Genomic DNA, 19,351 nt, shown 5'->3' with positions numbered 1-19,351 from the left:
TGCGGGTCGATGGAGACCGGACCGCGCGGGCTCGTCCAGCTCATGCCCTTCATGGCGTCGATCAGGGCCTGGCCGCCCTGCCCGTTGGTCTTCTTCAGGCCCTCGTAGATCAGGTGCATGCCGTCGTAGCCGCCCACCGCCATGAAGTTCGGCCGCATCCCATTGTTGGCCTTCTTGAAAGCCTCCACGAAGGCCTTGTTCTCAGGGCTGTCGTGGGCGGCGGAATAATGCTGGGTCGTGATCGCGCCGAGCGCCACGTCGCCCATGTTGTTCAGCAGATCGTCGTCCGTCACGTCGCCGGGGCCGATCAGCTTGATGCCGCTCTTGTCGAGGCCGCGCTCGACGAACTGCTTCATGAACTGCGCGCCGATGCCCGAGGGCACGAACACGAAGAGCGCATCGGGTTTCGCGTCCGCCACCTTCTGCAGGAAGGGCGAGAAGTCCGGGTTGGCGAGCGGAACCCGCAGGTTCTCCACCTGTCCGCCCTTGGCCGTGAACGCCGAGGTGAAGGCCTTCTCGGCGTCGATGCCCGGCCCGTAGTCCGACACCAGGGTCGCGACCTTCTTGATGCCGTTCTGGGCGGCCCACTCGGCCATGGGCACCGTGGCCTGCGGCAGGGTGAAGCTCGTGCGCACGATATAGGGCGAGGCCTCGGTGATGGTCGCCGTGGCCGCCGCCATCACGACGGCCGGCACCTTCGCCTGGGTGGCGAGCGGCGCCGGCGCGAGGGCGAGCGGGGTCAGGCCGAAGCCCGCCATGACGGCGATCTTGTCGTTGACGATGAGCTCCTGGGCGAGACGCTTGGTGACGTCGGCCGTGCCGGTGTCATCCTTGACGATGAGCTGGATCTTCTTGCCCGCCACCGTGTCGCCGTTCTGCTGCATGTAGAGCTTGGCGGCCGCCTCGATCTGCCGCCCCGTCGACGCGAAGGGCCCGGTCATCGGCAGGATCAGGCCGATCTTCAAGGGCTCCTGGGCCGATGCCGCCCCGGTCAGGGCCAGCATGGCGGCGGCCCCCAGGAATGTGCGTCTCAACATGTTTCCTCACTCCCTCTTCGGCTTTTTGCCGTTAGGCGCGGATGCGCCGTTTGATGAGCGCAGAACCCGGCACAAGGTCCATGTCCCTCTGGTTTGTCAGCGCTCGTTCCAGATTTCGGTGCGCGATGCGGGCGTGCTCGCGCATGATCGCCTCGGCCCGGCTGCCCTCGCGCCGCTCGATGGCCGTCAGGACGCAGCGATGCTGGTCCTGGGCGACGGTCAGGATGTGATGCAGCTCTGGCGATCGCGATTGAACGGGCACCAGGGCGCTCGCCGAGGCGAACGGCAGGGCGCTCGCCCGCTCGATCTGCCGCGCCAGGGGCGGAGAATCGGCCATGTCGATCAGGATTCGGTGAAACCGGGCGTTCAGTTCGACATATTGCGAAAGGTCGATCTCGAGCATCTCGCGGCGGACGACCTCGTCGATCTCATCGAGGCATGCCGCGGCCTCCAGGAGTTCCGAGCGGCCGACGCCGTGCTCGGCGGCAAGCCGCGCCGCCAGACCTTCCAGCGTTCCGCGGATCTCGATGGAGATGAAGACCTCCTTCTCGGAGAAGGCCTTCACGGCGAAACCGCCGGACGGAATGGCTTCCAGCAGCCCCTCCTCCTCCAGGCGCACGAGGGCCATCCGGACCGGGGTGCGCGAGACGCCGAGCCGTTCGACCATTTGCAGCTCGGAGACCCGCTCGCCCGGGTTCAAAGCGCCGCGAAGAACCAGCTCGCGCAGGGCAAGCTGCGCCTTCACGGTCTGCGAGAGCGCGCGGTCGCTGGTCTTCTCGATGCTCATCAGGCCGCCCTGTCCGCCGTGTCGATGGTGATGGTGCCGCCTGCGACCCGCGACACGCAGGTGCAGAGCTTGGCGTTCGCGGCCTTCTCCTCGTCGCTGAAGAACACGTCGCGGTGATCGACGATGCCGTCCACCTCCAGGATGGAGAGCGCGCAGAGCCCGCATTCGCCGCGCCGGCAATCGGAAATCATGGCGACCCCGGCCGTCTCGAGCGCATCCAGCATGGTCTTGTTCTGCGGGACGTCGACCACGAGGTTCAGGCGCGGGATGTTGACCTTGAAGGGCTGCGAGGCGAAGCGCCCGCTGTTGCCGAAGGTCTCGAAGCGCAGCTGATCGACGGGACGTCTGCTCAGCTGCCAGGCGCGCTTGGCCGCCTCCAGCATGCCGATGGGCCCGCAGACATAAAGCTCGCCGCCGGGTGCGAGCCGGGCAATCTCGGAATCGAGATCCACCCTGCCCCCGTCCGTATCGACGAACAGGTGCAGCCGGTCGCCGATCCGCGCGCGCAGCTCGTCGGCAAGCGCCGCGTCCTCCCGGCGCCGGCAGGCGTAGAGCACCCGGAAATTCGCATCGATTTCCGCGAGCGCCATCGCCATGGTGAAGATCGGCGTGATGCCGATGCCCCCGGCGAGGAGGAGGTATTCCGGCCGGCCCCGGCCGAGACCGAAGTGATTGCCCGGAGTCGAAATGGTGAGCCGGGCGCCAGGCTCGAGGCTCCACATATAGGCCGAGCCGCCCCGGCTGTCGCCGAGGAGTTTGACCGCGATCCGGTAGAGGCCGTCCGCGCACGATCCCACGATCGAATAGGACCGCACGTCCGGACGCTCGCCGATCTGCACCGTCACATTGATGTGGCTGCCGGGCGTCGGAGCGACGAAGTCTCCCGAGGGCTCGATCTCGAAGAGCCGGATGTCGGGGGAGAGATCCCGCGTCCGGAGCAGCTTCGCGGCGCGCCATTCGATTTGCTCGGCCATCGTCGGACCTACTCGGCCGCCTGGCTCGGCACATGCGGCTGCGGGCCGTATTCGTCGTCCAGTATCGCGTCGATGAGCTTGCGCGCCCACAGGGCACCCGCATCGATGTTGAGGTTGTAGAACGGCATCCTGGGGTTCCGGTCGATGGCGACCTGCTGCGCCTCGAGGACCACATGGTCCTGGTCGTAGACGCCCTTGCCCTCGTTGACATGCGCCTTGTTGATGTCCCGGGTCAGCTGCTCGTCGTCCGTCCGGAAGGTTCGCACGAAATTCCAGAAATAGTGGCACGACTTGTCCGACTCGGGCGTGATCGCCGCCAGGAACGCGCCGTTGACGCCCTGCGAGCGATCCCCTTGCGGAGCGCCCGTTCCTGTGACGGCGACGCCCACGTCGCCGACCACGATGGACGGCGCCTGGAAATAGATGATCTGCCACCGGTCCACATGCTCGCCCGGCCGGCCGAGCTGCCGGGCCCAGAAGGGCGGCGGCTCGATGCCGATCATCCAGCGCGTCACCGTGGCGGTGCGGTCGGTATGGGTCACGTCGAACGGCGCGCTGGTGATCGCCTCGTCGCCGATGCTGCCCGCATGCACATAGGTCTCGTGCGTCAGGTCCATCAGGTTGTCGATCACGAGGCGGTAGTCGCATTTCAGGCTGTAGAAGGTGCCGCCCTCGCCGACCCAGTCGGTGCCGTCGTTCCAGTGGAAGTCCGGGATCTTCGCAGGGTCCGCCAGCGCGGGATCGCCAGGCCAGATCCACACGAGGCGATGGCGCTCGGCCACGGGATAGGAGCGCACGCAGGCCGACGGGTTGATGGTCTTCTGCGCCGGCATGTAGGTGCACCGGCCGGCGGAGTTGAAGACGAGGCCGTGATAGCCGCAGATCACCTGATCGCCTTCGAGGCGCCCCATCGAAAGCGGCAGCAGGCGATGCCAGCATGCGTCCTCGAGGGCGACGACCTGGCCGTCCGTGCGGCGGTAGAGAACCACGTCCCTGTCGCAGATCGTACGGGCCGCGAGTTCATGCCTGATCTCGTGGCTCCAGGCTGCGGCGTACCACGCGTTGAGGGGATAAGCCTTGGCGTGCGTCATCCGTTTTCTCCCTGAGCAGAATGTATACAGTTAACGCGCTACAGCAACTATACTTGCGGCTAATACCGGCGGATATGGCTGAAAACCGGCCGAGATGATCTTTACCTGTATACAGAAAAAGCGCCATCTTGCGATGGCGCTTTCGGTCGGCGTGGTCTCAGTTGGACTTGGCGGCCTTCACCGGGTCCTTGACGTTCGGGATCGTGGCGAACTCCACGTTGTAGAGCTCGCCATCCCGGCGCTCGACCTTGCGGATATAGACGTTCTGCACGATGTCGCGGGTCTGCGGGTCGATGGAGACCGGACCGCGCGGGCTCGTCCAGCTCATGCCCTTCATGGCGTCGATCAGGGCCTGGCCGCCCTGCCCGTTGGTCTTCTTCAGGCCCTCGTAGATCAGGTGCATGCCGTCGTAGCCGCCCACCGCCATGAAGTTCGGCCGCATCCCATTGTTGGCCTTCTTGAAAGCCTCCACGAAGGCCTTGTTCTCAGGGCTGTCGTGGGCGGCGGAGTAGTGGTGCGCGGTGACGGCACCCAGGGCGACGTCGCCGATGTTGTTGAGAAGATCGTCGTCCGTGACGCTGCCTTCCGCCAGGAAGCGGATCCCGCTCTTGTCGAGGCCGCGTTCCACGAACTGCTTCATGAACTGCGCGCCGACGCCGGAGGGCACGAAGGCCAGGAGGGCATCGGGCTTCGCGTCCGCCACCTTCTGCAGGAAGGGCGAGAAGTCCGGGTTGGCGAGCGGAACCCGCAGGTTCTCCACCTGCCCGCCGGCCTTGGTGAAGGTTTCCGTGAAGGCCTTTTCCACATCGATGCCGGGGCCGTAATCCGACACGATGGTGACCACCCGCTTGAGGCCCTCCTTCGCGGCCCATTCGGCGAGCGGCACGGTCACCTGCGCGGCCGTGAAGCTCGAGCGCACGATATAGGGCGACTGCTCGGGAATGATCGACGTGGCGGCGGCCATCACCACCTCGGGCACCTTCGCCTGGGTGGCGAGCGGCGCGGTCGCAAGCGCCAGCGGCGTCAGGCCGAACCCCGCGAGCACTGCCGCCTTGTCCTGCACGATGAGCTCCTGGGCGAGACGCTTGGTGACGTCGGCCGTGCCGGTGTCATCCTTGACGATGAGCTGGATCTTCTTGCCCGCCACCGTGTCGCCGTTCTGCTGCATGTAGAGCTTCGCGGCCGCCTCGATCTGCCGCCCCGTCGACGCGAAGGGCCCGGTCATCGGCAGGATCAGGCCGATCTTCAAGGGCTCCTGGGCCGATGCCGCCCCGGTCAGGGCCAGCATGGCGGCCGCGATCCCTGCGGCGCTGATGAAAGTCCGTCGTAGCATGTGTCCTTCCTCCCGTTTGAACTTCCCTGGCTTGTCCGTCAGGCACTTGGCGGCCTTTTTGGAACCGGAGAAGGTGATCTCTTCGATCGTTGAGCCTCTATTCGGGCTTGATCCCCGCACGCTTCACGAGGTCGCCCCAGCGGGTCATCTCGGTGACGATATGGCGGCGGAACTCGTCCGGCGTCGTGGTCCAGACCTCGGCGCCTTCGAGCGACAGCCGCTCGGCGATCTCCGGCGCCCCCATGGCGGCCCTGATCTCGGCGTTGAGGCGGTCGACGACGGCCTTCGGCGTGCCGGCCGGAACCAGGATGCCGTACCACTGCGACGCTTCGAAGCCGGGAAAGCCCAGTTCCGCAACGGTCGGAACCGTCGGAGCGGCCTTGAGGCGCGACAGGCCCGAGACGGCGAGCGCCCGCATCGTGCCGCCCTCCACGTGCTGAACCAGGTTCGGCGCTCCGGTGAACATGACCTGCACCCGTCCGCCGAGCAGGTCCGTCACCGCCGGGACCGTGCCGCGATAGGGCACGTGCGTCATCGAGATGCCTGTGCGGTCGCAGAGGGCGACGGTCGCGATGTGCGCGGCGCTGCCGATGCCGCCGGACGCGTAGTTGAGCTTGCCGGGGTTCTGCTTGGCGTAGGCGATCAGCTCCTGCAAGGTCTTGGCCGGCACGTCCGGGTGGACGACGAGCATGTTGTGCACGTTGGCGATGCCGCTCACCGGCTCGAAGCTCTTCATCGGGTCGTAGGGCAGCTTGGGATAGAGCGCCGGGTTCACCGCGAAGGTGCCGATATGGCCCATCATGACGGTATGTCCGTCCGCGGCCGCGCGGGCCACGGATCCGACGCCGACGGAGCCGCCGGCTCCCGGACGGGATTCGACGATCACCGGGTTCTTCAGCGCGGCCTCGAGCCGCTGGCCGAGCAGCCGCGCCAGGATGTCGGTCGATCCTCCCGGCGTGAAGGGGACGACCAGCAGGATGTTCTGGCTCGGCCAGGTCTGGGCCGCGGCCCGCGCCGAAGCGCCCGCGGAGAGCCCCAGGGCGGCCGCACCCATCAGGATCTGGCGGCGGCTGACGGCGTGTCGCGAGCCGCTCACAGGTGGGTCATCCTGCATCGATTGGTTCCTCCGGCTTGTTCTTGTGGCGTCAACTGTCACGGGTCCTATCGTCTAGGGCGTCATCGGGTCGATCCGGTGCGCCTGGAAGCGCGACGCCAGGGCGGTGATCTCGATCGACTCGACGATGCCGGCGAGAGCGTAGGGATCGCTCTCGGCGAAGGCCCGGGCGGCCTCTCGCGAGGGCGCTTCCAGGACGCCGAAGTTTCCGTTCGGCGTCTCGCCGTCATCCTCGGTCAGGGCGGAGCCGATCAGCACACGGGCCAGCCCGCCTCCGCCCGTGGCGACATGCTGGCGGTGCGCGTCCCGGTGCTGCTCGCGCAAGGCCGCCGCATCCCCCCGGTGGCGGCAGATCATGAGCCAGTACATGGCGTCACGCGGCCGCGGCGCGGGCGGCATCCGCCCGGTTCTCGAGGACGATCATCCCCGCCCCGGTCATGGAGGCCGGCACGAAGTAATGCTTGTGCCGGACCACCACGTCCGGGTCCATGGCGCCGCGCATGACCAGCCACATCATGAGCTCGGCGCCCTCGCTGCCGAACATCTCCACATATTGCTCGCGCGACATGGCCGCGAGCCTGTCGGGATCGGCCGCGATATCGTTCAGGAAGGCCTGGTCGGCCTGCGGATTGACGAAGCCCGCGCGGGCGCCCTGGAGCTGGTGGGACAGGCCGCCGGTTCCGACCACGACGAAGCGCTCGTCGCTGTCGTAGCTCTCGATCGCCCGGCGCAGGACGCGGCCCATCTCGTAGCAGCGGCTCGGCAGCGGGATCGGGTACTGGATCACGTTGACGAAGATCGGCACGACCTTCACGGGCCATGCATCCGGCTTGCCCCAGAACAGCTCCATCGGCACCTGGAGCCCGTGATCGACCTCGATCTCCTGGCAGATCATCGGGTCGAAGCGGTTCTCGACCAGGGTGTCGATGAAATGCCACGAGAAGTCGACCGCCCCCTTGAACGGCGCGATCGCGCGCGGCCCCCAGCCTTCGTCGACCGGCCGGTATTCCTCCGCGCAGCCGACCGCGAAGGTCGGCACCTTGTCGAGGAAGAACGTGTTGCCGTGATCGTTGAAGATCACCACGACCACGTCGGGCTTGTTCTCCCTCACCCAGTCCTGGCCAGGGATGTATCCGTCGAAGAACGGCTTCCAGTCCGGCGTATCCCGCAGACCCTTGTCGAGGGCCGCGCTGATCGAGGGAACATGGGACGTTCCGAGACCTCCGATGAGTTTTGCCATTCCTACTTCTTCCCCAAACGATCCCGCAGGAAATCCGCGTGCTCCATTCCCGCCTGATGGGCGCCGATCTCCGTGATGCGGACCGGATCGACGGCCGAAATCTTGAGAATGAAGAAGAGGTTGCCGCCCAGGCGCACCATCTCGCGCCAGTTGCGGGTCATCACCGCCTCTTTCTCCTCGGGCGTGAGACCGAAACGGTCGAGATAGGCGCTCTCGTTCTCCCGGAACGCCTCCCGGTTGGCCGGATCGCCGAGCCCCATGGCCATCTTGTTGATGCGGTAGCCCTGGAGCGACCGCTTGCGGTCGAACAGGGGCGTGTCCGGAATACGATCCGGCACGGCGTCATCGCCCATCGGCTTCACCTCCCCGAGCGCGGCGCGATCCGCGCCCGAATGGTCTTTTTCAAATCCCAGGAACCGCAGGAGGGCCCGGGACACCTGCTCGGGCTGCTCCAGCAGGGACATGTGTCCGCTGTCCTCGATCACCACGAGTTCCGCGTTCGGGATCAGGGACGCCATCTCCTCGTGCTGGGCCAGCGGGCTCCAGCGGTCCTGGCGCCCGACCATCACCAGGGTCGGGCAGGCGATGGCCTCGAGATGCGGCCGCACATTCGGCCTGTTCAGGAGCGCCTTGATCTGCCTGTGATGCTGCTCGGGCGTGGCGCGCATCACCATGGCCTTGAGCGGCGCCAGGAGCGCCTGGTCGCCCACCCTGCCCTCGTGCAGCATGGGCGGCAGCCACCTTTCGGCCAGGGCTTCCATGCCCTCCGCGAACGCGAGATCGATCAGGATCTGGCGCTTTTCCGCCTCGCCGTCCCGCCGGCTGTCGACGCCGGTGTCGATGAGGGCGAGCTTCTCGATGCGCCCGGGAGCCAGGCGGACCATCTCCATGGCCACCCGCGCGCCCATCGAATGCCCGATGGCGATGAGAGGCCCGTCGGCGAGACCGAGCGCGGAACGGGCCATCGCGTCGATGGAATCCAATTGGGAAAAGTCCGCGATCCGGATCTCGGCATGGGGCGCGAGAGCGGCCCTCTGCGCCTCCCAGATGCTGGCGTCGCAGAGGAGCCCGGGCAGCAGGACGATGGTCGGCCGTGTGCTCATGGGTCGTTATCGTTCCTCCCGCCGGCCAGGATGAGCCAGGGGCCAAAGATGAAGCAAATGGTTTGTTTTGAAGGATTGATGAAAGTCCTTCATGAGCCTGCGCCTATTGCTTCGGGATGCCGGCCTTCTCGATCACGGCCCGCCACTTGTCGATGTCGGAGCGCAGCCGCGCGCTCAGCTCGGCCGGGGTTTCACCCCGTGCTTCGATCCCGAGATCGAGCAGGCGCGCCTTGACGTTGTCCTCCCTGAGGATGTCCTGCAGGGCCTTGTTGAGGGTGTCGACGATGGGCTGCGGCGTTCCCTTGGGGGCGAAGAGCGCGTTCCAGGACGTCACGTCGAATCCCTCGAACCCGGATTCCCGCACGGTCGGGACGTCCGGCATGGCGGGCGAGCGGCGTGGGGCGGAGGACGCGATCGCTCTCACCTGCTTGCCCTCGAGACCCGACTTCACGGCCGCCTGGCTGTCGATGAGCAATTGGGTGTCGTCCCTGAGCAGGGACACCAGGGCGTCGGGCGTGCTGCGGAACGGGACGTGGACCAGATCGGCCCCGGTCTCCTGCTTGAACAGGACCGAGGCGAGGTGCTGCGAGCTGCCGACCGCCACCGTGGCGACGTTCAGGCTTCCCGGCTTGTCCTTCGCCTGCTGCAGGAAATCCTTGAGGGTCTCGAACTTCGAAGCCGCGTTGACCACGAAGAGGAAGTCGAACGTGCCGAGGGTCGAGATCGGGACGAAATCGGCCTGAGGGTCGAACGGGAGCTTGGCGAACAGCGGCACGCTGATTGCGGTGCCGTTCGTCAGCATGGTCAAGGTGTAACCGTCCGCGCCCCCCGACAGGGCCGCCCGGGCGGCCGTGATGCCGCCGGCGCCGGGCATGTTCTCGACGATGAACCTCTGTCCGAGCTTCTCGCTCAGCTTTTCCGACACGATGCGGATCGTGATGTCGGCCACGCCGCCGGCCCCGAAGGGAACCACCACCTTGACGGGACGTGTTGGATAAGCGGGCTGCGCATGGGCGGCGGTTCCGAGGCCAGCCGCCATGGCGAGGGCCAGAAGGGAACGTCTCGTGACGGTACCAAGCATGATGATGTGTTTCTCCCTGTTTTTCGTGTCGCGCCGCCTGTCTGCGCAGGCTTGCGGGGATGCCCCTCAATCCGCGAAGCGGAAGAGGCGCGCGGGGTTCTGGACGAGAAGCTTGTGCCGGATGTCCGGATCCGGCGCGTAGAGAGGGACGAGATCGACGAGATCGCCGTCGTCGGGCATCACCGGCACGTTCGGATGCGGCCAGTCCGTGCCCCACAGCACCCGGTCGGGCGCCGCGTCGATCAGGGCCGTGCCGAAGGGCGCGACATCGTGGAAGGGCGGCCCCGCCCGCGAGATGCGCTCCGGGCATGTGACCTTGACCCAGCACTTCTCGTCAGCGCGCACGAGGTCGAGCAGCGCCTGGAAGGCGGGCTGCTCAACGCCGAGGCTCGCATCGACGACGCCCATGTGGTCGAGCACGTAAGGGACCGGCAGCGCCGTCAGCCTGGGCCGGAACTCGCTCAGCAGGGTTGCGGGCAGGTACAGGTCCACGTGCCAGTCGAGGGCGGCGATTCGCTCGACGATCCTGTCGAAGGACGACATGTCCGGCAGCTTGCCGAGACGCGGCAGGAAGGTGAACCGGCATCCGGTGATGCCTGCCTCCGCGAGGCGGCGGAGATCCTGATCGCTGAACGTCTCGTCCACGTTCGCCACGCCCTTGTAGCGCCCGTTGCTCTGCGCGATGGCGTCGGTCACGACCCGGTTGTCGCGTCCGTGCGGGGTCGCGTTGACGATCACCGCCCGCTCGACTCCGAGGCGGTCGTGCAGCGCGCGAAACATCTCCAATGGGGCATCGGGCGGCGTGTAGGGGCGCTCCGGCACGTAGGGGTAGCGCTCGTTCGGCCCGAAGATGTGGCAATGGGTGTCGCACGTCTTGGGCGGCAGCTTGAAGGACGGAACGTGCGGATCGGGATGCGGAGGCGGAATCGTCGGCGCTGACGTCATGCGAACGGACTGACCTTCATGGAGCGATTTCGGCGCCCATGAGATGCTTCCAGGGTGAAATGAAGCAAATGGTTTGTTTTTGGGGATTGATGAAGATACTTCATATATCGCCAGCAACCCGAACCGTCGCTTTCCCCGGAGCGGATGAACCCGATGCGCATCGACTTTCTTGGGCTTCACGCCTTCGTGGCCATCGCCGAGCGCGGCAGCTTCCAGCATGCGGCGGCGCATCTCAATCTCTCGCAGACGGCGCTCAGCCACCGGATCCGCAAGCTCGAGGAAGATCTCGGCGTGAAGCTCCTGTCGCGCACCACCCGCGAGGTGTCGTTGACCCAGGCGGGGCTCAACCTCCTGCCGAAGGTGAAGGAGACCATCGAGAACCTTGCGGGCTCCCTTGACGAGCTCCGCCAGGAGGGCCGCAGCCGCCAGGAGACCCTGTCGATCGGTTGCCTCCCCACCATCGCGTCCGGGCGCCTGCCAGGGGCCCTGCGCGGCTTCCAGGAGCGGCACCCGGACGTGGTGCTGCGGATCTACGACAACTCGGCCACCGAGATCAGCAACCTGGTTCAGGACGGCACGATCGCGTTCGGCATCACCCTGGTGGCGGCCCACCGGTGGGACTTCGACATCGAGATGCTGATCAAGGATCCGTTCACCCTGGTCTGTCCCGAGGATCATCCCCTGGCCTCCCAGTCCGATGTGAGCTGGTCCGATCTCGCCGAGGAGCCGCTGATCCGGATCAGCCCGCAGACGGGCAACCGGATCATCATCGACGACGCCCTCGGGAGCCGCCGGGAGACCCTGAGCTGGCGCTTCGAGGTCCAGCACATCCAGACCGCCGTCGCCCTCGTCCGGGCCGGCGTCGCCCTCACGGTCATCCCGAGCCTCGCCTTCGACACGGTCGACGAGCGCGGGCTCAGGCTGATCCCCCTGCGCAATCCCAGCGTCACCCGCCAGCTCGGCATCATCTCGAAGCGCGGCACGCCGCTCTCGCCCCTCGCGGACGAGCTGCGCAGGCTGATCGTGCAGACTTTCGGCGAACCCAAGCGGGCCTCCTCGGGAGGGCGCGGCAGGAAGCCCGTGCGGCGCAGTGAAAAAAATTCATGAAAGCCGATAAACAGATCATTTGATGCACCCATGGGGCTGATGCACCCTTCCGGCGATCCATTCACCTGATGGTGGGAGACGGACCATTCAGCCTCGCATCCCCTGCATGATTCTTCGGGGCGGCACCTCGAAAGGCGCCTATTTCCTCGCTGAGGATCTTCCGTCCGATTCCAGACGGCGTGACGCGCTCCTTCTGTCGATCATGGGATCCCCGGATCCGCGCCAGATCGACGGCATGGGCGGCGCCCATCCGCTCACGAGCAAGATCGCCATCGTGTCGAAGTCGCAGCGTCCCGACTGCGACGTGGACTTCCTGTTCGGCCAGGTCGTGGTCGACAAGCCCAAGGTGGACGTCACGCCCAATTGCGGGAACATCCTGGCCGGCATCGGGCCGTTCGCCATCGAGCGCGGCCTCGTTCCCGTGCGGGGTCCGGTGACGCGGGTGCGCGTCCATACGGTGAATACCGGCACCATCGCGGAGCTCAGCGTGCAGACGCCCGACGGCCGCGTGGCCTACGGGGGCGACGCGCGCATCGACGGCGTGCCCGGCACCGCGGCGCCGATCGCCGTCGAGTTCCTGGACGCCGCGGGATCCGTCTGCGGCTCGCTGCTGCCCACGGGCAACGCCGTCGACCGGGTCGCCGGGATCGACGCGACCCTGATCGACAACGGCATGCCCGTGGTGGTGCTCGAAGCCGCCGCCGTCGGCCGGACGGGATACGAGCCGCGCGACGTGCTCGACAAGGACACGGAGCTGAAGGCCCGCCTCGAGGAGATCCGCCTCGAAGCCGGCCGGCTCATGGGGCTGGGCGATGTCTCGTCCAAGGTCGTGCCCAAGATGGCCCTGGTGGCGCCGCCGGCTGCCGGCGGGCATGTGTGCACCCGCAGCTTCATCCCCCACGAGTGCCATGCCTCGATCGGGGTCTTCGCGGCCGTCACGGTCGCGACCGCCTGCGTGCTGCCCGGATCGCCGGCGGCCCGGGTCGCAAAAATCCCGCCCGGACGCGAGAAGACGCTGTCGGTCGAGCACCCGACGGGCGAGTTCAGCGTCGTGATCGAGGTCGGCGGAACCGAAGACAGCCCGGTGGTCGAGAAGGCGGGCCTGCTGCGCACCGCGCGCCTGCTCTTCGAGGGCCATGCCTTCGCGCACGAGGCCCTGGCCGAGGCCCTCGACGCGGGCCGGGACGCCGCCTGAATCAACGCTTCTTCTCGAGGACATCATGAGCACTGGAAAGACCGGACTTGTCGTCACCGCCCATCCTGGCGACTTCGTATGGCGCGCGGGCGGCGCCATCGCGCTCCATGCGAAGAAGGGCTATCGCGTGAAGATCGTCTGCCTGTCCTTCGGCGAGCGCGGCGAGAGCCAGTGGGCCTGGAAGAAGGCCGACGTATCGCTCGCCGACGTGAAGGCGCAGCGCCGCGAGGAGGCGGAGCGCGCCGCCGAGACGCTCGGGGCCGAAATCGAGTTCTTCGACGCCGGTGACTACCCGCTCCACACCACGCCCGAGATGCTCGACCGGCTCGTGGACGTCTACCGCGAGCTCAAGCCTTCCTTCGTGCTCACGCATTCCCTGGAGGACCCGTACAACGTGGACCATCCCGAGGCGACCCGCTTCGCCCAGGAGGCCCGCATCATCGCGCAGGCGTCCGGCCACAAGCCGAGCCCGGACCTCGCCTACAACGCCCCGCCGGTGTTCCTGTTCGAGCCGCACCAGCCCGAGCAGTGCAACTACAAGCCCAACGTGATCCTCAACATCGACGAGGTCTGGGAGACGAAGCGCAGGGCCTTCGAGATCCTGGCGGCCCAGAAGCACCTCTGGGAATACTACACCCGCGTGGCCCTGAATCGCGGCATGCAGGGCGGCCGCAACTCGGGCCGGGCCATGACCTACGGCGAGGCCTACCAGCGCATCTTCCCCCAGATCGTCGAGGAACTGGCATGAAGCCTGTCGTCGTCACAAACATTCCGCGCGTCGACCGGACCGTGGTCGACCGGCTCGCCGAGCTCGGCACCGCGACCACCCACGAGGCGATGGGCCGCGTCGGCCTGATGAAGCCCTACATGCGGCCGATCTGGGCCGGCGCCCAGGTGGCCGGAAGCGCCGTGACGGTGCTGGCGCAGCCCGGCGACAACTGGATGATCCATGTGGCGGTCGAGCAGTGCAGGCCGGGCGACATCCTGGTCGTCGGTGTGACCACGGACAACACGGACGGGATGTTCGGCGACCTGCTGGCGACCTCCCTGAAGGCCCGCGGCGTGGTCGGCCTCGTGATCGATGCCGGCGTGCGCGACGTGAAGACCCTGACCGAGATGGGCTTCCCGGTCTGGTCCCGCGCCATTTCCGCGAAGGGCACCGTGAAGGCGACCCTCGGATCGGTGAATGTTCCGGTGGTCTGCGCCGGCGCTCTGGTGAAGCCCGGCGACGTGATCGTGGCCGACGACGACGGCGTCGTGGTGGTGCCGCGCCGGGAGGTCGAGGCCGTCGCGGCGGCCGGCGAGGCCCGTGTCGCCAACGAGGGATCGAAGCGCGAGACCCTCGCGTCCGGCGTTCTCGGCCTCGACCTCTACAAGATGCGCGAGCCGCTGGCGAAGGCGGGTCTCACCTATGTGGAATACAAGGACGAGGACTGACGGTCCCTGTCCCCTTCATGAGCGGTACACACATGAGCCTCGAGATCGCCTTCATCGGCTATGGAGAAGTCGGACAGCTCTTTTCCCGCCAGCTCGCGGGAAAACCGGGCGTCGGGATCAGGGTCTACGACATCCTGTTCGACGATCTTGCGAAAGGCCCGGAGCTGCGTCGGCGGGCCTCCGAGGCGGGCATTCACGCCGCCGACGGCCCGGCGGATGCATGCCGCGGAGCCGACATCGTGATCTCCGCCGTCACGGCGGATTCGGCCGTTGCGGCGGCCGAGCAGGTCGCGCCGCATCTTCATCCGTCGCAGGTCTATGTCGACCTCAATTCCGTGTCGCCCGCCACCAAGGAGCGCGTGGCGAAGCCCGTGCGGGACCGGGGCGCGGCTTTCGTCGAGTTCGCCGTGATGGCGCCCGTGAAGGAGCCGGGACTCGCCGTTCCGATCCTCAGCGGCGGTGAAAGAGCCGAGGAGGTTTCGGCCCGGCTCAACGATCTCGGCATGAGGATCACCCCGGTGAGCACCGGGATCGGAACGGCCTCGGCCACGAAACTGTGCCGTAGCATCGTGATCAAGGGCATGGAGGCCCTGATGGTCGACTTCACGCTGGCCTCCGAGAAGGCCGGCGTCATGCCGGCCGTCCTGGCCAGCCTGACGGCCTCCTATCCCGGCATGGACTGGGAGAGTCTCGCCAGGACCATGATGTCCCGCGTGCGCCAGCACGGGATCCGGCGCGCGGCGGAGATGCGCGAGGCGAGTCGCATGATCGACGAGCTCGGCCTCGACGGGTCCCTGGCGAGCGCCATCGCGGACCGTCACGAGAGCTTCGCCAAGGCCGGCAAGACGTAGGTCACACCCTCTCACGTCATGGCCGGCCGTGTGCCGGCCATCCCGATCCGGTGGGGCGCCGCGCTCTTCCGATCGGGATCACCGGGACAAGCCCGGTGATGACGTGGAGGGTGAACACCCGGTCCGGCATTGACACCCTCCACACGTCATGGCCGGCCCTGTGCCGGCCATCCCGATAAGGTGGAGCGCAGCGCCTCAAGGCATCGGGATCACCGGAACGAGTCCGGCGAGGGAAAGGACATTCCCGGCACGGATGCTAGAGCGGCAGCCCCGTGTAGTTCTCCGCCAGGGACCGGGCGGCCGCGTCCGAACTTCTGAGATAGTCGAACTCCGCGCGCTGGATCCGGCGGCTGAAGGCGTCGGTCTCGGGGAAGGTGTGCAGGATCGAGGTCATCCACCAGGAGAACCGCTCGGCCTTCCAGATCCGTGCCAGCACGCGCGCGGAATAGCCGTCGATCCCCGCGGCGGATCGCTCGGCGTAGAACTCGACGAGAGCCTCGGCCAGGGCCCCGACATCGCTCGCCGCGAGGTTCAGCCCCTTGGCCCCGGTGGGCGGCACGATATGGGCGGCGTCGCCGGCCAGGAAGAGACGGCCGAACCGGAGCGGCTCGGCCACGAAGCTCCTCAGGGGAGCGACGGATTTCTCGATGGACGGACCGGTCACCAGATGGTCGGCGGTCTCCTGATCGACCCGGCGGCGCAATTCGTCCCAGAACCGGTCGTCCGACCATTCCTCCACCTTCTCGTCCGCCGGCACTTGGACGTAGTAGCGGCTGCGGCTGTGCGAGCGCATGGAGCAGAGGGCGAAGCCCCTGGCGTGATGCGCATAGATCAGCTCCTCGGCGACCGGCGGCCTGTCGACCAGGATGCCGAGCCAGCCGAAGGGATAGACCCGCTCGAAGGTGCGGATCGCTCTCTCCGGCACGCTGGCCCGCGCCACTCCGTGATAGCCGTCGCACCCGGCGATGAAGTCGCAGGCGATCTCGTGCTCGACGCCGTCCTTGACGTAGCGCACGCTCGGACGGTCGCCGTCGAAGCCGTGGAGCGACACGTTCTCGGCTTCATAGATCGTGGTCGCGCCCGAGGCCTCGCGGGCCTGCATCAGGTCGCGGGTCACCTCCGTCTGCCCGTAGACGGTCACCGTCCTGCCGATCAGGGCGCGGAAGTCGAAGCGGTGCCTGTCGCCATCGAAGCAGAACTCCACGCCGTCATGGACGAGCCCGTCCGCATGCAGCCGCTCGCCGACGCCGGCCTTGTCCAGGAGTTCGACCGTGCCCTGTTCGAGGACGCCGGCGCGGATGCGCCCGATCACGTAATCCTGGCTGCGTCGTTCCAGGATGACAGTGTCGACCCCGGCCTTCTCCAGAAGGCGTCCCAGCAGGAGCCCGGCGGGTCCCGCCCCGATGATGGCGACCTTGGTCCGCATGACCGAATTCCTCCGCGACGGCGGCCGTGGCCGCCTTGTTCATGGGGCCGAAGAATGAACTCCGACCGCCCAACGGCCAATAGACAAAGCGCGCATAGGATTGGACATTCCGATCATTCGACGACGCGGAACGGATCGACCAGACGTGGCCATTGCCGACATCCCAACCTACGCGCTCTATGGAGAAACCGGCGAAGACCCGGCGTCGGACTGGATCCATTGCGAGACCATTCAGGTCCGCAGCCGCTTGCACAATTACCGGATCCTGCCGCATCGACACGAGCGGCTGTTCCAGATCCTTCACCTGGCTGCCGGCACGGCCGAGGTCGCGATCGACGGCCGGAGCACGGAAATGACCGGTCCTGCCCTCGTGGCCCTGCCGCCGATGACCGTCCACGGCTACACGTTCTCGCCGGACGTGGAGGGAGCGGTTTTGACGCTGTTCGACACCCGCCTGTCCCAGATCCTCGCGGACATGCCCGGTATCCGGGAGACCTGCCGGTCGGTTCAGGCGGTCGACCTCGGCGGCCATGAGGAGATCGGCCGCGCGCTGAGCCACGACATCGCGGCTCTCGCGGGGGAGTTCGCCGGCCGCGCTCCGGGCGGCTCCGAGGCGATCCAGGCCCGGCTGATGCTGGTCCTGATCGCGCTCCATCGCCTGCAGGGCTCCGCGGCGGCTCCCGGCCGCCATGGGGCAGGGAGCCCAGCCCTTCGACACGCCCTGCGCTTCCGGGAACTCGTCGACCGGGATTTCCGCAGCCACCAGCCGATCGACGCCTATGCCCGCAGGCTCGGCCTGACGGCGCCCCATCTCAACCGCATCTGCCGGGAGCATCTCGGCGACACCGCGCTCGGCATCGTGCACCAGCGGATCATCCTCGAGGCGAAGCGATACCTGACCTTCACGGGCTTGAGCGCCAAGGAGATCGCGCTGGCCCTCGCCTTCGACGACCCGGCCTATTTCGCGCGCTTCTTCAAGCAGAGGACCGGGCTTGCGCCCCTCGCCTTCCGGGCCCGGCAGCAGAGCGCCATGGCCTGACCTCCATCAAGAACCCGCGCAGGTCCCCGGCGTTACTCACCGAAGGAGCCAGCTCATGTCGGATAATGATCGGAAGAATCCCGGGGACGAGGACGTGCCGGGCGCCAGGCAGACCGGAGAGAACATCTGCCCCACCTGCGACGGGTCCGGCAGCATCGGGCAGAAGCCGTGCCCGGATTGCGGCGGCTCCGGCCGGGTGACCGTGATCGTCGGCGACGCATGACGGAGGTCAGGTCTAGAGCATCGGACCCAAAAGTGGACCCGCTTTTGGGATCAATCCGATGCTTTAGACGGCCTTGGAGGGAGCGAAGGTCAGCCCCGCGATCATTTCCCGGGTCCTGCTCAGGGCTGCGGCCGTTGAGATCACCATGGGCGGCAGCACCATCCATTCGAGCGTCCAGGCCGCTCCCGAGCGCTCGCCCTCGTGGACCAGAGCCTGATGCAGGGTGCCGAGCATCCCGGCGTTGAAGCGGGCGAGCGTCACCAGCACCTCGGCGGGCACCGGATTCGACTTGTGGGCCATGGCCGACGAGCCTCCGCCCGTGGCGAGTTTCACTTCGCCGACCTCGTTCTGCGCCATCAGGGCCACGTCCTGCCCGAGCTTGCCGAGGGTGCCGGTCAGCAGGGACAGGAATGAGCCGAACTCGCCGATCCGGTCGCGCTGGGAATGCCAGGACGGGGCGAGGCCGAGGCACAGGATCTCGGCCATGGCGTCGGCGACGGCGTCGCCGTGCCCCTTCAGCTCGCCGCGGGTCCCGATCGGGCCGCCGAGCTGAACGACAAGGAGGCACGGGGCGAGGTCCTGCAGGGCCTCCCTGTGACGCTCCAGGGGCTGGAGCCAGGTGTCGATCTTGTCGGCCGCCGTGAATGGAAGCGCCTGCTGCATCCGGGTATGCGCCATGAGGCGCACGGCGCCGTCCCGGCGCCTCAGGCCGTCGAGGGACTGGATCAGCGTGTCGAGGCGCTCTCCGAGGACCGCGATGACGGTCTTCAGGCGCAGGACCAGCGCGGTGTCGATGATGTCCTGGCTCGTCGCGCCCAGGTGAACGGCTTTCGCGTGCGGCTCACCCACCGCGGCCCGCAGCTGCTTGACGAACTCGGGAACGATCACGCCGTCGCGGGCGAGGCCCTCCGCGAGTTTGCCCCAGTCCGGCTGAAAGGCGCCGCAGACTTCGGCGATCCGGCGCGCCGCGTCGTTACCGATCAAGCCGACCTTCGCCTCGGCCTCGGCGAGGGCGGCTTCGACCCGCAGCATGGCTGCAAGCTCGGCTCCGTTGGAGAAGAACGCCTCCACCGCCTCGTCGCCGACGAGGGCCTGCAGGACGGGACGGGGGAGCGTCTGCATCGTCACGAACCTCGCGTCAGACCGCCTCGAGGGCGACGGCGATGCCCTGCCCGACGCCGATGCACATGGTGGCGAGCGCACGCCTCTTGCCCGTGAGCTTCAGCTCCAGGACGGCCGTGCCGGTGATGCGGGCGCCGGACATGCCGAGCGGATGGCCGAGCGCGATGGCGCCGCCGTTCGGGTTCACATGCTCCGCATCCTCAGGGATGCCCAGCTCGCGCAGCACCGCGATGCCCTGGCTGGCGA

Annotated in this window: 20 protein-coding genes and 1 pseudogene; 7 read left to right on the top strand and 14 right to left on the bottom strand. The window is 67.4% G+C overall.

Features of this window, described 5'->3' with window-relative positions; genetic code table 11:
• From NF876_RS39265 to NF876_RS39215, 11 genes are all read right to left on the bottom strand, one after another.
• Positions 1 to 1,037: ABC transporter substrate-binding protein (locus tag NF876_RS39265; RefSeq protein ID WP_262273269.1), on the bottom strand; the 1,037-nt coding region annotated here is incomplete at its 3' end.
• Between the two features lie 31 nt (positions 1,038 to 1,068).
• On the bottom strand, positions 1,069 to 1,824 hold the full coding sequence (locus NF876_RS39260; RefSeq protein ID WP_262273268.1) for a GntR family transcriptional regulator: 756 nt from the start codon (positions 1,822 to 1,824) through the stop codon (positions 1,069 to 1,071).
• Positions 1,824 to 2,798: a PDR/VanB family oxidoreductase gene (locus NF876_RS39255; RefSeq protein ID WP_262273267.1), complete on the bottom strand. Its 975-nt coding sequence runs from the start codon at positions 2,796 to 2,798 to the stop codon at positions 1,824 to 1,826. The genes NF876_RS39260 and NF876_RS39255 overlap by 1 nt, the downstream gene beginning before the upstream one ends.
• Positions 2,799 to 2,806: 8 nt before the next feature.
• Positions 2,807 to 3,889: an aromatic ring-hydroxylating dioxygenase subunit alpha gene (locus NF876_RS39250; RefSeq protein WP_262273266.1), complete on the bottom strand. Its 1,083-nt coding sequence runs from the start codon at positions 3,887 to 3,889 to the stop codon at positions 2,807 to 2,809.
• Between the two features lie 157 nt (positions 3,890 to 4,046).
• A complete protein-coding gene (locus tag NF876_RS39245) occupies positions 4,047 to 5,222 on the bottom strand; it encodes an ABC transporter substrate-binding protein (protein ID WP_262273265.1) in 1,176 nt (391 codons plus the stop codon).
• Between the two features lie 97 nt (positions 5,223 to 5,319).
• Positions 5,320 to 6,336: a Bug family tripartite tricarboxylate transporter substrate binding protein gene (locus NF876_RS39240; protein WP_262273264.1), complete on the bottom strand. Its 1,017-nt coding sequence runs from the start codon at positions 6,334 to 6,336 to the stop codon at positions 5,320 to 5,322.
• 54 nt (positions 6,337 to 6,390) lie between these two features.
• Entirely contained in the window at positions 6,391 to 6,735 is a 345-nt protein-coding gene (locus NF876_RS39235) for a YciI family protein (protein ID WP_262273263.1), read from the bottom strand.
• Complete coding sequence (locus NF876_RS39230) at positions 6,710 to 7,576, bottom strand: class III extradiol dioxygenase family protein (RefSeq protein WP_262273262.1); 867 nt, start codon at positions 7,574 to 7,576, stop codon at positions 6,710 to 6,712. Before NF876_RS39230 ends, NF876_RS39235 begins: the two co-directional genes overlap by 26 nt.
• 2 nt (positions 7,577 to 7,578) lie before the next feature.
• On the bottom strand, positions 7,579 to 8,679 hold the full coding sequence (locus NF876_RS39225) for an alpha/beta fold hydrolase (RefSeq protein WP_262273261.1): 1,101 nt from the start codon (positions 8,677 to 8,679) through the stop codon (positions 7,579 to 7,581).
• A gap of 103 nt (positions 8,680 to 8,782) precedes the next feature.
• The gene (locus tag NF876_RS39220) at positions 8,783 to 9,760 is read right to left on the bottom strand and encodes a Bug family tripartite tricarboxylate transporter substrate binding protein (protein WP_262273260.1); all 978 of its coding nucleotides are present in this window, start codon (positions 9,758 to 9,760) and stop codon (positions 8,783 to 8,785) included.
• 66 nt (positions 9,761 to 9,826) lie between these two features.
• Positions 9,827 to 10,705 (bottom strand): amidohydrolase family protein, encoded by an 879-nt coding sequence (locus NF876_RS39215; protein WP_262273259.1) that lies wholly within the window; start codon positions 10,703 to 10,705, stop codon positions 9,827 to 9,829.
• 153 nt (positions 10,706 to 10,858) lie between these two features.
• Here NF876_RS39215 and NF876_RS39210 point away from each other — a divergent pair, with 153 nt between their 5' ends.
• From NF876_RS39210 to NF876_RS39190, 5 genes are all read left to right on the top strand, one after another.
• Positions 10,859 to 11,812 carry a LysR family transcriptional regulator gene (locus NF876_RS39210; protein WP_262273258.1) on the top strand — a complete coding sequence of 318 codons (954 nt, stop codon included), beginning with the start codon at positions 10,859 to 10,861 and terminating at the stop codon, positions 11,810 to 11,812.
• Between the two features lie 106 nt (positions 11,813 to 11,918).
• The gene (locus NF876_RS39205) at positions 11,919 to 13,007 is read left to right on the top strand and encodes a 4-oxalomesaconate tautomerase (RefSeq protein ID WP_373696782.1); all 1,089 of its coding nucleotides are present in this window, start codon (positions 11,919 to 11,921) and stop codon (positions 13,005 to 13,007) included.
• A gap of 25 nt (positions 13,008 to 13,032) precedes the next feature.
• Positions 13,033 to 13,755 (top strand): PIG-L deacetylase family protein, encoded by a 723-nt coding sequence (locus NF876_RS39200; RefSeq protein WP_262273257.1) that lies wholly within the window; start codon positions 13,033 to 13,035, stop codon positions 13,753 to 13,755.
• On the top strand, positions 13,752 to 14,444 hold the full coding sequence (locus tag NF876_RS39195) for a 4-carboxy-4-hydroxy-2-oxoadipate aldolase/oxaloacetate decarboxylase (protein ID WP_262273256.1): 693 nt from the start codon (positions 13,752 to 13,754) through the stop codon (positions 14,442 to 14,444). Before NF876_RS39200 ends, NF876_RS39195 begins: the two co-directional genes overlap by 4 nt.
• 32 nt (positions 14,445 to 14,476) lie before the next feature.
• Positions 14,477 to 15,295, top strand: a complete 819-nt coding sequence (locus NF876_RS39190) for a DUF1932 domain-containing protein (RefSeq protein WP_262273255.1) — start codon at positions 14,477 to 14,479, stop codon at positions 15,293 to 15,295.
• A gap of 256 nt (positions 15,296 to 15,551) precedes the next feature.
• Here NF876_RS39190 and pobA read toward each other — a convergent pair whose 3' ends face one another.
• Entirely contained in the window at positions 15,552 to 16,721 is a 1,170-nt protein-coding gene (gene pobA / locus NF876_RS39185; RefSeq protein WP_262273254.1) for a 4-hydroxybenzoate 3-monooxygenase, read from the bottom strand.
• Positions 16,722 to 16,866: 145 nt separating this feature from the next.
• Between pobA and NF876_RS39180 the strand changes: the two genes are divergently transcribed.
• Both NF876_RS39180 and NF876_RS39175 read left to right on the top strand, forming a co-directional pair.
• On the top strand, positions 16,867 to 17,760 hold the full coding sequence (locus tag NF876_RS39180) for a helix-turn-helix domain-containing protein (protein WP_262273253.1): 894 nt from the start codon (positions 16,867 to 16,869) through the stop codon (positions 17,758 to 17,760).
• A gap of 55 nt (positions 17,761 to 17,815) precedes the next feature.
• Positions 17,816 to 17,983 carry a hypothetical protein gene (locus NF876_RS39175; RefSeq protein WP_262273252.1) on the top strand — a complete coding sequence of 56 codons (168 nt, stop codon included), beginning with the start codon at positions 17,816 to 17,818 and terminating at the stop codon, positions 17,981 to 17,983.
• Positions 17,984 to 18,046: 63 nt separating this feature from the next.
• Here NF876_RS39175 and NF876_RS39170 read toward each other — a convergent pair whose 3' ends face one another.
• Both NF876_RS39170 and NF876_RS39165 read right to left on the bottom strand, forming a co-directional pair.
• Complete coding sequence (locus NF876_RS39170; protein ID WP_262273251.1) at positions 18,047 to 19,105, bottom strand: 3-carboxy-cis,cis-muconate cycloisomerase; 1,059 nt, start codon at positions 19,103 to 19,105, stop codon at positions 18,047 to 18,049.
• Positions 19,106 to 19,121: 16 nt separating this feature from the next.
• Positions 19,122 to 19,351, bottom strand: a pseudogene (locus NF876_RS39165) (3-oxoadipyl-CoA thiolase); the annotation flags it as partial.

The sequence above is a fragment of the Microvirga yunnanensis genome (assembly GCF_025460875.1).
This window is presented reverse-complemented; position numbering and strand designations above follow the sequence as displayed.